The sequence below is a fragment of the Bradyrhizobium lablabi genome (assembly GCF_018129385.1).
In the GTDB taxonomy this organism is placed as follows: Bacteria; Pseudomonadota; Alphaproteobacteria; order Rhizobiales; family Xanthobacteraceae; genus Bradyrhizobium; species Bradyrhizobium lablabi_C.
Genome location: NZ_JAFCLN010000003.1, coordinates 375,879 through 388,456, shown reverse-complemented (window position 1 = coordinate 388,456; position 12,578 = coordinate 375,879). Strand labels below are relative to the sequence as shown.

Below are 12,578 nucleotides of genomic sequence, written 5' to 3'. Positions count from 1 at the left end.
AATCGCCCCGATCGGCTTCCCCGGAGGATTCGATGACCGCGACCACAACCTGGCAGCACCTGTGCGCGGCTGCAAAGCTTTCGGAAGGCGAGCCGTTGGGCTTCAAGCTCGGCGAATTGCGGATCGGGCTCTACAAGGTCGACGACGAAATCTTCGCGACCGACGACGTCTGCCCGCATGCCTTTGCGCTGCTGTCGACCGGATTCATCGAAGGACATGTCGTCGAATGCCCGCTGCATGGCGCGATGTTCGACGTGCGCAACGGCGAGTGCCGGGCGGGCGACTATGACGACATCAGGGTCTTTCAGGTGGAGGTTCGCGACGGCGAGGTTTACGTGAACATCGATGATGCGAATGCCGGATGAACGCGGCGAGGCCGCCTCACCGGGCGCGCTGGTCTGCCGCGGCCGGCCGCTTCTTGCGCTTTCCTTCCCCCACCGTGGTGACCGTCAGCAGCTTGCGCAACGCGCGGTCGAGCGCTGCGATCTCGGCTCGCGTCAAGCCGCTGTCTTCCGTCACGCGTTCGACGACGCGCGCGATTTCGGTAATGCCGCGGTCGGCGGTCGCGAGGCCTTTTGCGGTAAGCCGGACGAGTTCGGAGCGGCCGTCGTCGTTGGCGGAGACACGAAGGATGAAGCCGCCCTCCTGGAGCCTTGCCACGCGTTTGGTCATGGCGCCGGAAGTGACAAGCAGGGCGCGGAACAGGTCGGTCGGGCGCAGCTCGTACGGCTTGCCCGACCGCCTGAGCGCGAGCAGGACATGAAGCTCGCCGGTTTGCAGGCCGACCGTCTTCGATATCGCCTGCACCCGCATTTCGTGCAGTTGGTTGACCCGCTCCAGGCGCAGCAGCGTGCACGCCATCGCCATGTCGAGGTCGGGACGCTGTTGAAGCCAAGCCGCCTCGATGTTGTCGTAGAGGGTCGCGATCGACTTCTCCGGTTCTCTTGCGACCCGGACCGCGTTGCGGGACACGCTTCTCTTCGCCATCGTTTCACTCTTCTCCCAAAGCCGGAAATTGCAGCCGACGAAAGTCTATCATTCCGGAATTGCAGTGTCGCCCTGCGGCCTGTCCGGCGGCAGATCGCTGGCCTCCTTAGCCTAAAGGCGACCATTTGCCGCCGTCCGTTCCGGCTTGACAATATATCTTCCTAGGAAGACAAATTGGAATAACAACAAAGAGGGGAGGAGAGGCATGCGGGGCAAGCGCTGGATATTGGTCGCGGCTGCGTTGGCGATTGCGGCATCGCCATCGATGGCGGACGAGGGCGACCTCGTTCTGGGACAAACCATGCCCTACAGCGGAGCTGCATCCGCGCTCAGCGCCGTCGGCAAGGTGCAGACGCGCTACTTCGAGATGATCAACGCAAAGGGCGGGATCAACGGCCGCAAGGTCAAGCTGATATCGCTCGACGATGCCTACAGTCCGCCCAAGGCGGTCGAGCAGACGCGCCGGCTGGTCGAGAGCGACGGCGCGGTCGCGATATTCGGCAGCATGGGCACGGCGCAGAATGCGGCGGTGCAGAAATATCTGAACAGCCGAAAAATCCCGCAGCTCTTCGTCTTTGCCGCGAGCGACCGTTTCGCCGACCCCCATGCGAGCCCATACACGCTCTCGGGGATGACGCTGTTCAGCACCGAGGCAACGGTCTACGCCAGACTCGTATCGAGCACGATCCCGGCGGCGCGCGTGGCCGTGCTGTACCAGAACGATGATTACGGGCGAGAATATCTTCGAAGTTTCAAGGCGGAATTGGCCCGTCTCGACTCCAAGGCCGAGATCGTGGCTGCTTCCCCGTACGAGGTCACCTCGCCCACGGTGGACTCGCTGGTCGTTGCGCTCGCGAGCACCAACGCGAACGTATTCTTGAACGCGTCGACTGGAAAATTCACCACGCAAGCCATCCGCAAGGCCGGCGAACTTGGCTGGCGCGCCCAGCAATTCCTGCCGATCGGCAGCAATTTCGTGGCGACGATCCTGAAGCCGGCAGGGCTTGAATACTCAAAAGGCGCGATATCGGCGACGCCGACCAAAACGGTGGGCGATCCCGAATGGGTGAACGACCCCGGCTATCTCGAATGGCTGGACTTCATGAAGAAGTATTACCCGGAGGGCAATATAGAGGAACAACTCAACTTCACCGGCTGGAATATCGCCGTCCTGATGACGAAGGTTCTCGAAGCCTGCGGCTCCGACCTTTCGCCTGAAAACATCATGAAGCAGGCGACCGCGCTGAAAGAGGTGAAGCTTCCGGGATTGATTCCAGGAATCACCGTGAACACCAGCCGCGACGATTACCGGCTGATAAAATCGCTGCGCCCCCAGCGCTTCGACGGCACGAGGTGGGTCACGATGTCCGACGCGATCGCGATCAAGTAATGCGCGGCGGGCGCATTACCGACCCCTGCATGGCCAATCTCGGCCATGCACACGGCCAAGACCCAGCTCGTTCGCCAACCACAACGGAACCGTTTCTTCTTGAGGTCCGAACCGGATCACCGGCACCACGGGCCCGCCGCATGGATCGACCCGGTCGTCCTCAGGCCGGTAGCGATATCGTGGAACAATATAGGAATCCCAGTATGGGGCTGGTGTTACGATAGGCACCCTGATCAGAGGCCTTTGCCGCGGTTCACGAACGACCCTGGCCTCCTGCGCATGTGCTGTGACACTAAACGTTCCCTGAGTGCACAGCACCAGGGTCGTTCCGAGAGCGAACGCCACGGTCATTATCCTCATCTCTTGGCCTCCTTGTCACACACAGCCTGAACCCGACTCGGACATCCGGCGACGTTCGAGCTTCGCGTCGCCGTCGATTGTATATCGGACATCAAACGCACCCGATCCGCAACGTCTCAATTTATGAAGACCAGCGGATGATCCGGCTTGACGAAGCCGCGAGTCCTCGAGCGCCTTGCCCTCACGCGCGGAAGCCGGCGCAGTGCCACCTTGGAACCTACCTCGCGAACAGGTCGGACTGTGCCGAAGGGGCGGCCGGATAGACCAGGAGGTCGGCACGATGCGGCCGGGCCGCCTCGTTGATGATCGCCCGTTCGATCTTCCCCGCCGAAAGGATGTGAAACACCTGCTCGCCGGCGGCAAGCAGATAGTCCGTGATGATCCGCCGGTGGCAGCGCCACCACAACGTTTCGGCGCACATGATCGCGCAGCGCCGGGTCTTGCCGAGCTCGCGCAAATGCCCGAGCCCGGCACGAAAGCGCTCGCCCATGGCGTAGTCGGCATAGTTATGAAAACTTTCGTTGGTCCAGAACGCATTGACGGTGGGCGCCACCTCGCGCACGCGACTGCGCAGGCCGCCGAGCTCGGCCATGTGCTCATAGCCTATTCCGTGCGGCCGGAGCGCATCCGGCAACGCTTCCCGGTTATATTGCGGGTTGGCCCGGGACCGCGGCACGGTGCGTACATCGCCGAGCAGGGTCACCTCGACGCTTTGCAGGAGGCCGATGAATTCTCCAAGCGGCCTTGTGCCATGACCGATGGTATAGAACGGGTGCGCCATCCATGGTCTCCCTCGGGGTGAAAACGCGCTGACCGGGCTGAAATAAGCCTGCTCGATCATTTTTGATCCCAGCATACCAAGCAAGCCGGCTCTTTGCGGACCTCGATCGCTTGCGGCGCTGTGAGCAGACACACCCTAATTCGCCACGAACCACCAATCCTTGTCGTATGGCTCGAGCCGCGACGGCGGCTTGTCCGCGAACTCGAAGAATTTTTTGGGATCGCCGCCGGGCGGCACGCGCAGGAAGCCGGTGAAATGGTGTTTTAGCCCGCGCGAGGTCAAAAACAGCACATAGGCGCCTTCGTCGCGATCGTCGATCACGATGTCGTTGCCGGCGGAGACGCGCGGCGCGTTCTCGCCGAGCGCGATCAAATTCCTGTTGTAGCTGACATTCGGAAACAACTCGCCATTCTCCACCCGCGCCACGATCCTTTCGCGGTCGGCGCGGCGCGCCCAGAAATCGCGCTGTAGGTAGATCTGCTGTAACGGCGCATAGACCAGCGCCGCCAGCGTGGCCGCGCAGATCAGGAAGGGCAGGGCGAATCTTGCGCCCTCTTTCCGGATCCGCAGCAACTGGCTGGCCGACCACAGGCTGCAACTGAAGAACAAAAGCGCCGCCAGCGGCAGGATCACCAGCAGCACGAAGCCGGATGGCCAGTCCGCCATCGACAATTCGAAAGTAGCGATCGACAGCGTGACCAGTGAGACCGTGGCCGCCGCCAGCACCCCGGCGCGCACCGAGGCCGCCGCCGGTGCCGGCGCCGCCGCCGTCACCTCGGGTGTCATCAGGTCAGGTGCCGATCCCGCCATGCCGATGTGTCGCCTTCCCGCGCAAAATCCGGCCGCTTAACGCGCCATTAACCAAGCTGACGCCAACAATAGTCCGACAGGACGGTCCGCCGCCACGGCCGGACCTCCGGCGTTGCGGGGGTAGCGGGATGGATTTCGATAGGCTTTTTGCAAAGACTCCGGCCACCCTCGAGGAGATCAGGACCCGCGTCGCCTTTGCGCTGGACCGGCACCCGCTCTGCCGCGGGGTCGAGTTCGACATCATCAGCATGCCCCGCACGGCCAAAGGCAACTGGACCATCAGCCTGCGGTCGGTCGCCCCGGACGCCCTGTGGGAGGCTTCCGACATCGTCGCCGACATCCAGGAAGCCTACGATCTGTACGCAGCGGCCTGATTTTTTGGCCATTTCGGGCGATTTTCCACTCATTTTCGCGCCCTGTCGCTGATGGCGCGGCACGGTTAAGCCTTAATTACCGTTCACATTTCGGGGATAAAGCAGTGAGCCGCCGACCCAAACGGAGACCATTTTTGACCCGAGCCATCTCGATTGTCGCGCTGACCTGCATTCTCGTGGTCGGCGCCGCCGCGGCGGCGATTTTGGGACGCGACAGCCTGCCGTCCGCCGGACTAAGCGACCGGTTCGAACTGGCCGCCGCCGCTCCAACGCCGAGGGGCCCCGTCTCCAACAAGGAAAGCAAGAAGGACAAGCTCGCCGTCGTCGCGATGGCGACCGCCGCCTTTGAGCCGCCGCAGCAGATGCCGGTCCTGACCGAGCCGCTGCGCCAGGCCTATGCCTCCACCGCCCCCTCCGATATCGGCGCGCCTGGCATCGTGACCGCGCCGGCTCCGGCCCCGCAGCCCAAGCCGAAGGCCGCGGCAAAGCCGCAACCGCCGGCGCAGAAGAACTACACGCTGCTCAGCGACGCCCAGATCGCCGGCATCAAGGAGCGGCTGAAGCTGTCGCCCGATCAGGAATCCTATTGGCCCGGCGTCGAGAAATCGCTGCGCGCCATCGCCCGCAAGATGCACACCGTCCGCCAGTCCGATCCCGCCGCCGGCGCGCCCCCGATCGATCCGGATTGGGATGAAGTCCAGCAGCTCAAATCGGCGGCGATGCCACTGCTGTTCCAGCTCCGCGAGGACCAGAAGCGCGAAGTGCGCGCGCTCGCCCGCATCATCGGCCTTGAACGCGTCGCCTCGATGATCTGACGCGGTTCACGCCCAACCATCTGCCGATGGCCTGAAGCCCGCTTTCACCGAAGCGGGCTTTGCCTTTTGAAGGTAGGATGAAAATCAGGCGCCAACGCTCCGAGCGACCTGCGCGGCGTGCGCCTTACCACGACCAGCCGCGTTGCTGATAAACCTGCCCGCCTTGTTGGTAGTATTGGCCGCCTTGATAATATTGCTGCTGCCCGCCGCCGCGCCGCCGCGTATTGGCAGGCTGCGGCGACGGATTCTGCTGGAAGAACGGGAAGAAGCTGTCGGCGCCCCAATCGTTGCCGCCCGCAATCAGGACATCCGGTGTGCGCGGACGCGTGATGAAGCCGCCCTGCGGCTGGTTGCTCAGCACCGCCACGAACTCGGTGCGATAGTTGGTCTCTTTGCTCAGCGCTTCGTCCGAGATGATGATCGAGGACCGCGGCAAGGCGGTCGGCGCGACGCGATCGAGCACGTCCTGCGGGATGGTGATGCGGTCGAGCGCGTTTTTGGCGTCATCGGCATCGTCGATCGTGACGGCGCTCCAGCGCAGGCCTGCGTCGCTCTTCGCCATTGCCGTGAAAATATGCGTGCCGATCTTCCTGCCGGGATCGCGGATCGTGATCGGAACCTCGATGGAAGTATCGAACACCTCGCCGCCGCCGTCGGGTGCGGGCTTATGGGTGTTGCGACGCACGTACAGCTTCTGCGTCGCGCGGCTGATGTAGATCGAGACCGGTTCGAGCGCGAGCCTGGCGTCGGTCGTCGCTCTGGCGGTATCGGCCTTCTTTTTGTCGGCCACTTTCGCGGCTTCCTTGGCAGCAGCGGGATCGGGCCTCGATTTCGCATCGGCCCTGGCGGCCTCTAACTGCGTTGCAGCTTCTGCGGCCTTGAGGGCGGCCTTCTGCTTGCGGTCCTCGGCTTGCGCCCTGGCCTGATCTGTCTTGGCGTTGGCGAGCGCCTTGTCGGTGAATGCGAGCTCGGCGTCCGCGCGGGTCTTCAGCGTTTCCAGCTTGCGCAGGGCCGCGGTCATCGATGCCGCATCGCGCGCCGCAGTTGCTGCGGTCTTCTTGGCCTCGGCGGCTGCCTTGGCAGCTTCCTCGGCCTCACGCGTGGCCGTCTCGGCACGCGCCGGTGCGGCTGCGATGGCTTCCGCCTTCGGCATGAACAGCGCCGGGTGGGTAATGTCGACCGGGGCCGCGTCGTGCGGCGAGATGATCACCCGCATCCCGATCCGCGTCTTGTCGAACATCTTTTCCGCAAAGCCGTAGGGCATCCGCACGCAGCCGTGCGAGGCGGCATACCCGGGCAAGGAGCCGCCGTGCAGCGCGATGCCGTTCCAGGTGATGCGCTGCATGTTCGGCATCTCGGCATCGTCATACATGTTCGAGCGGTGGTCCTTGTTCTTCTCGACCAGCGCGAACACGCCGGCCGGCGTCTCGCGCCCCGTCGTGCCGGTCGATACCGGCGCGCGGAAAATCCACCCCTCGGCGTCGTAGAAGATGACCTGCTGGCTCTTGATCGAAACGATCGCCATGATCGGCTCGCCGGCATCGCGCGGCGCCGTTGCCTCGGTGGGTGCCGTGGGGCGCGCCTGTCGCGCCGCGGCGCCGGTGGTCAGCGCCGTCAGCGCGGTGATGGCCGCGAAGGTCATGATGGCGGCAGGCCGCCAGCGCCGCATCGCCACGGTGGGTTGCATCGTTGTCAATCGATTTGCCATGCGATCCCTGGTCGAAATGCCTGCAACTGTCGAAATGCCAGCAACTATCGGCGCGTTTGCTGAACAAATCTCATATACGACGGCCCGCGCAGCCGGAAGAGCGGCCCAGGCCGAAATTGCCGCAGCCGTCTGTCCGGGATGCTTTTCCTCCCGATCTCATTGGAAACCCGCACGATTACCCGGCCGGTGGTCCAAACCAGAAGGTCAGGGCGTCAGTAAGTCGCAGCGCCGACCCGTCCCCCACCCACGCCACATATCCGTCCGGCCGAATCAGCAGGGCTTCCGGAGCGGTAACGACGCCGATCACCGGAAGCTCCCACTCGCCGGTATATTTTGCATCGATCTGCTGCACCCGATCCTTCCATGAGGTGATGTCGAGGCTGCCGGGCTCACCGAAGTTCAGCAGCACCGGCCGCGCATGGTGCAGGAGGGAAAAGACCCGCAGCGGACCATCCGATGTGACGAGATCGAGGTCGGGCATGCGGCGTCCGAGCAGCGGATGTCCCTCGCCAAGGTCGTAGCGAACGTCGAGACCGGACAGCATCGCGGCGATCCGCTTGCGCGGCGAGTCCATCCCAAGCAGATCGGCCATGATGTCGCGCAACGCGTCGGTGCGCTCATCCGTGCGCAGCAGCGCGACCTGAGCCATCGTGTTGCGCAACACCGTGGCGGCGACCGGGTGCCGCTCCGCATGGTAGGTATCCAGCAGGCTTTCCGGCGATATCCCGCTGAGCACTTGGGCGAGCTTCCATCCCAGATTCACCGCATCCTGCACGCCGGTGTTGAGGCCCTGTCCACCTGCGGGGTAATGAACATGCGCGGCGTCTCCGGCCAGCAGCACTCTTCCCTTGCGGTAGGACGCCGCCTGCCGCGTCATATCGGTGAAGCGGGAGATCGAGGTTGCCGCGTGGACTCCGTAATCGGTCCCGTAGACGGCGGTGAGCTCTTCACGGAGATCACTCGAGCTGGGTTCGCCGGTCCGGTCGCGGCGCTGCTCGGTCACCATCACGCCCGTTCCATGTTCCAGCTTGCTCCAGGCATGGATGCCGAGCGCGTCGCGGCGCAAGCCCCATTGCGGCTCTTCTGTGATCTCGACCTCCGCAATGAGGTGGCTGATTGTCGGGTCCCATCCGGGGAATTCGATGCCGGCGGTTTTGCGGACCACGCTGCGTCCGCCATCGCAGCCGACGAGATAGTTTGCCCGCAGCGACGAACCGTCGGACAGTTCGATACCGACGCCGGTGTCGTCCTGCGCAAACCCCGTCACTTCACGTTCGCGGTAGATCGGCACCGCCAGCTCATCGACCCAACCGGCGAGGATGCGCTCGATGTCGTTCTGTTTCAGGGCGAGCCCGTAATTGTGCCGCGTAGGGAAGTCGCTGATATCCAGCGGCATCCAGGCGAAGCCTGCGATCTGGCCCGTCTTTCCCTGCGAGAGGAACCGGTCGGCGATTCCGCGCTGGTCGAGGATCTCGATGGAGCGCGCGTGCAGGCCGCCGGCGCGCCTGCCAGCGAGGTCCTGGTTGGGGCGCCGCTCGACGATGGCCACGTCGATGCTGGCGAGTGCCAGTTCGCCCGCCAGCATCAGCCCCGTCGGACCTGCTCCGGCAATCACCACCGCATGATCGGTCGTAGCCGCGCGCGACCGGCGCGTTGACAGCAATACAGTCATTTCGTGATCCCCGTAGTTTCCGGCTCAGGCCGGCGGTTCTACGGGATGAGCCCACTCTTGAAGCAAGCCCCTTGCGCACCACATATCAGGCTTGGGGGAAGTGGTGTCCGCTCGCTCCGGCTGGTTCCACGCCGAAGCCGTGAATGTAATTTCAGTCGCTTCCGCTCACCACGACATTTCTGCGACTTCCGCAACCGCGCTGCTCGGGCAGCAACGCGGGCACAAATCCTGACGCCGTAATCAGCCTCAGCCGCCGCGCGCTTCCACGACCTTGCGGCAGGACTCCGAAAGCTTGTCCTTGTTCGCGCGCAGGCACGCATTCATCTGCGGCGGCTTGCCGACATGCTCGGCGCAGTATTTGCCGGCATCGCCGCGGCAGGCCATCTGCTCCTGAAGCGTCGGGCCGGATTGCGCCGAGGCGGGCAGGAAGGCGTTGGCGGTGAGGATCACGAGGGAGAGCGCGGCGGACGCGAAATGGTTCGACATTTTCATGGATCGCCTCTGACGTTGGGACAATGGGGTTCGAACGAGCGGGCGGACCATCGTCGCGGCGGGGGCCTCGGTCCATGCCATGTTCATGGCGTGCGATCGCGCGCGGTTTCATCGATCCCCCATCTTCATGGCATGTTTCGGCGCACTCGCCTGCGCCATCAAGCTCCCGCGTCGGCTGCGACGACCGGTCGGTTGTCCGCAAGGCCGCACGGCAAATGGGAGAGATCGAGATGTCGAAGAAAGCAGGATGGCTGGGTGCAAGCGTGACGCTGGTGGCGCTCGCCGCCGCGTCGGTTTCGCTTGGCGCAAATTCGGCGCAGGCCGCGGTGGTCTATTGCAAGACGGTCGGCGTGCCGAAGGGCTGCGTGGCGCGGCCGACGCCCGTTGCAGCAGCCGTCGCAACGCCCGTGGGTGTCGGCACCGTCGGCGTCGGTGCGCCCGGCGTCGGTGTCCGTCCCGGCACGCCGATGAATCGCGGCGGCCCCGTCAACCGCGTCGGAAGGCGCTAACTTCCCGCGCCGTCGCTGTCGGGAAGGCGGTGAGGCAATGTCAGCCTCACCTGCGTGCCGGCGGCATCGGAGTTCAGCACCAGCTCCGCGCCGCAGCGCGCGGCGCGGCTCTGCATATTGCGCAGGCCGCGCCCGCCCTGGTGGCTGGCGAAACCCCCGTCGCCGGCCACCAGCTCAAAACCCTTGCCGTCGTCCTGGATGGTGATGCGGCCTTGCGGGCCGGCATCATCGATCGTCTCGATGCTCACCGTGATGCGGCGCGCGCCGGAATGCTTGACCGCATTGGTGAGCGCTTCGTCCAGGATACGCACGATCTGGAGCACGTGCCACGGCCGCAACTCGGGATGAACCGGCAGGCCCTGCGGCGTCAGGATCCGGAAATCGAGCGCGATGTCATGCGGCCGCAGTTGCGCCACGGCTCGCTCGCGCCACGATCCTAGCGCCAGCATCAGGTCGCCGCCGATGTCGTCCATCGAATCGATCACGACGCGCAAATCCCGCAGCGCCGCGCGGGCGGCGTCGCCGATCGGCCCGCCGGCCTCTGCGCGCTCGCTCAGCGCCACGATGCTGACGAGCTGGCCGCCGAGGCCATCATGCAGGTCGCGCATCAGCCGCGTGCGCTCCCGCGCGAGCGCGGCGGCGCGGGCGCGCTCTTCCTCGCGGGCAAAGCTCGCCTTCAGCCGCTCCTCGGCCTGGCGCACCCGCGTCACCAACTGGCCGGCAAAGCTGTCGACCTCGTTGAGGGCGCGGGCGAACCGCCAGGTCAGACCGGCGCCGATCGCCACCAGCATGGCCGAATAGGACAGCCGCGAGGTGAAGATGCGGTTGGGCACGATCTGGAACACCGAGAGCAGGTCGACGATCCAGCAGGTCAGCATGATTGTCACGGCGCAGCCGAGCAGGAAGCTTGCAACATTCTGCCGCCGTACCGCCGAGCGCGCCGAGACGAAGGCCATGACCAGCAGCGATGTGCCGACCGTCGGCACGGCCAGCACGGGATACAGCGCGCGCGCCGTCGCCTGGCTGCCGATCAAGCCTGCCAGCGCAAGCAGCATGGCGGGCGCGAAGAACACCAGCCACCAGCGTTGCCACTTCAACCCCGACAGCAGCAGCGTGAACGTCAGCACCAGCGCGCATTCCAGCGGCGCCGACGAAATCAGGAAGACGTTCAGCCGGGAAAGCGGGGTCTCGTCCATCGGCGTCTGCGTGAAGGCCTGGATAAATCCCACCGCCATCGCCGCCGCCAGCACGCCATAGGCCGGCTCGTGCCGGCGCATCACCCACATGATGCCGAGGATGACGGTGAGGATCGCCTGCCATGCCGAGAACACGACAGGCAGCGTCACGAACAACTGCGTCCGCAGGTCGTAATACGGCCGCAGCACCTCGTCCGCTCCGACCCAGATGCGGTCGAGAAAACCCGGGATCGGGCCCCATACGAACAGGCGGATCGACAGATCGTTGACGCCGTCGCGCAGGATTGGCGCCGGGATGTCCGCGATCTGCGGCGTATTGCGGTCGGGCCGGTTGGCGGCGGGATCGCGCCGGCTGTCGTGGACGATGACCCCGTTGACCGTCACCTCCACGCCATTGGTGAAGCGCGGCAGGAACACCGACCACGCACGGCCTGCTTCGGCATGTGGCCGGACGAATTGTGCGGCAAAGCGCGGTGAATCGTCCGGGGCATAGCGCGGCGCGGTGAAGTGAGGCAGCGCCACCAGGCGCTCGGTGCCGTCTTCGATCATCCTGAAGTCGGTGATGCGATATTGCGCCGGCGGCTCCGGCAGCGACAGCGGCAACGCCAGTACGCACAGCCCGGCAATTAGCGCCTGTAGCAGCAGATAGGGGACGAGCCGGGAAGGCCATCGCCGGTGCCGGGCCGGCAGCGCTATCTTCGCCGCCATCTCGCTCACAGTTTGATCAGGCCCTGCTGTAGCGCCTCGAACACCGCTTCGCCGCGGGTATGCACTTCGAGCTTGCGGTAGATGCTCTTGATGTGGCCGGGCACGGTCTGGCGCGACATGCCGAGATGGCCCGCGATCTCGGCGTAGCTAAAACCCTTGGCGATGCCCCAGAGGATATCGATCTCGCGCGGCGTCAATTTTGCGGTGTTGAGTTGCGGCCCCGGCGGCGGCTCGACGGTCGCCTGCGTCCGGCGCACGATGAAACGCGCGATCGAGGCCGAGATCGGCGAATGCCCGGCGACGAGATCGTGCACGGTGGTGGCGATGTCGGTCGGAAACGCATCCTTGAGCAGATAGCCGGTGGCGCCGACGGTGATGGCCGAGATCACGCTCTCCTCATCGCCGAGGATCGAGATCACCATGATTTCGGTATCGGGAAAGCGCCGCCGTGTTTCGCGGATCAGCTCGACGCCGTGGCCGTCGGGCAGTTGCAGGTCGGTCAGCAGCACTTTTGGACCGCCGCGCGAAAGGCAGGCGCGCGCCTCGGCGAGCGTCGCGGCGGCCGTGACCTGGAAGCCGGCACTCGTCAGCGCGTCCTGTAGCCGCCACGAGGTCGGCGCGTCATCCTCGACGAGCAACACGGAAATTGCCTGCGAGGCCCGCTCATCGCTCAACACAGTCATCGGATGGGTGCTTCCTGCCGCTGTCCCCGCAGCCACGGCGCATTCTAGCGCCGGGAACAGCGATTGCGACAGCCATATTCATGGGGGTGGTTA

Annotated in this window: 13 protein-coding genes; 5 read left to right on the top strand and 8 right to left on the bottom strand. The window is 64.9% G+C overall.

Annotated elements, in window-relative coordinates; genetic code table 11:
• The first annotated feature begins 32 nt into the window (after positions 1-32).
• Positions 33-365, top strand: coding sequence for a Rieske (2Fe-2S) protein (locus JQ628_RS08545; protein ID WP_212221845.1), 333 nt, complete (start codon positions 33-35; stop codon positions 363-365).
• 16 nt (positions 366-381) lie between these two features.
• Here JQ628_RS08545 and JQ628_RS08540 read toward each other — a convergent pair whose 3' ends face one another.
• Positions 382-987 (bottom strand): MarR family winged helix-turn-helix transcriptional regulator, encoded by a 606-nt coding sequence (locus JQ628_RS08540; protein ID WP_212221843.1) that lies wholly within the window; start codon positions 985-987, stop codon positions 382-384.
• A gap of 205 nt (positions 988-1,192) precedes the next feature.
• Here JQ628_RS08540 and JQ628_RS08535 point away from each other — a divergent pair, with 205 nt between their 5' ends.
• Entirely contained in the window at positions 1,193-2,377 is a 1,185-nt protein-coding gene (locus tag JQ628_RS08535) for an ABC transporter substrate-binding protein (protein WP_212221841.1), read from the top strand.
• Positions 2,378-2,954: 577 nt separating this feature from the next.
• Here the strand turns inward: JQ628_RS08535 and JQ628_RS08530 are convergent.
• Together JQ628_RS08530 and JQ628_RS08525 are read right to left on the bottom strand one after the other, a co-directional pair.
• Positions 2,955-3,518 carry a DUF488 domain-containing protein gene (locus tag JQ628_RS08530; RefSeq protein WP_212221839.1) on the bottom strand — a complete coding sequence of 188 codons (564 nt, stop codon included), beginning with the start codon at positions 3,516-3,518 and terminating at the stop codon, positions 2,955-2,957.
• Positions 3,519-3,653: 135 nt separating this feature from the next.
• Positions 3,654-4,328, bottom strand: coding sequence for a hypothetical protein (locus JQ628_RS08525; RefSeq protein ID WP_212221837.1), 675 nt, complete (start codon positions 4,326-4,328; stop codon positions 3,654-3,656).
• 128 nt (positions 4,329-4,456) lie between these two features.
• On the opposite strand from JQ628_RS08525, the gene JQ628_RS08520 reads away from it, so the two are divergent.
• Positions 4,457-4,702: a hypothetical protein gene (locus JQ628_RS08520; RefSeq protein WP_212221835.1), complete on the top strand. Its 246-nt coding sequence runs from the start codon at positions 4,457-4,459 to the stop codon at positions 4,700-4,702.
• 134 nt (positions 4,703-4,836) lie between these two features.
• Positions 4,837-5,517, top strand: coding sequence for a hypothetical protein (locus JQ628_RS08515; protein ID WP_212221833.1), 681 nt, complete (start codon positions 4,837-4,839; stop codon positions 5,515-5,517).
• 124 nt (positions 5,518-5,641) lie between these two features.
• Here the strand turns inward: JQ628_RS08515 and JQ628_RS08510 are convergent, their stop codons facing one another.
• From JQ628_RS08510 to JQ628_RS08500, 3 genes are all read right to left on the bottom strand, one after another.
• Positions 5,642-7,225 (bottom strand): L,D-transpeptidase, encoded by a 1,584-nt coding sequence (locus JQ628_RS08510; RefSeq protein WP_212221832.1) that lies wholly within the window; start codon positions 7,223-7,225, stop codon positions 5,642-5,644.
• A 175-nt stretch (positions 7,226-7,400) separates the two neighbouring features.
• The gene (locus JQ628_RS08505) at positions 7,401-8,897 is read right to left on the bottom strand and encodes an FAD-dependent monooxygenase (RefSeq protein WP_212221830.1); all 1,497 of its coding nucleotides are present in this window, start codon (positions 8,895-8,897) and stop codon (positions 7,401-7,403) included.
• A gap of 246 nt (positions 8,898-9,143) precedes the next feature.
• Positions 9,144-9,389 carry a cysteine rich repeat-containing protein gene (locus tag JQ628_RS08500; protein WP_212221828.1) on the bottom strand — a complete coding sequence of 82 codons (246 nt, stop codon included), beginning with the start codon at positions 9,387-9,389 and terminating at the stop codon, positions 9,144-9,146.
• Between the two features lie 230 nt (positions 9,390-9,619).
• Here JQ628_RS08500 and JQ628_RS08495 point away from each other — a divergent pair, with 230 nt between their 5' ends.
• A complete protein-coding gene (locus JQ628_RS08495; RefSeq protein ID WP_212221826.1) occupies positions 9,620-9,898 on the top strand; it encodes a hypothetical protein in 279 nt (92 codons plus the stop codon).
• On the opposite strand, the gene JQ628_RS08490 is transcribed toward JQ628_RS08495, so the two are convergent.
• Both JQ628_RS08490 and JQ628_RS08485 read right to left on the bottom strand, forming a co-directional pair.
• Positions 9,895-11,811, bottom strand: coding sequence for an ATP-binding protein (locus JQ628_RS08490; RefSeq protein ID WP_212221824.1), 1,917 nt, complete (start codon positions 11,809-11,811; stop codon positions 9,895-9,897). The genes JQ628_RS08495 and JQ628_RS08490 overlap by 4 nt on opposite strands.
• On the bottom strand, positions 11,808-12,485 hold the full coding sequence (locus JQ628_RS08485) for a response regulator transcription factor (protein WP_212221822.1): 678 nt from the start codon (positions 12,483-12,485) through the stop codon (positions 11,808-11,810). Before JQ628_RS08485 ends, JQ628_RS08490 begins: the two co-directional genes overlap by 4 nt.
• Between the last annotated feature and the right edge of the window lie 93 nt (positions 12,486-12,578).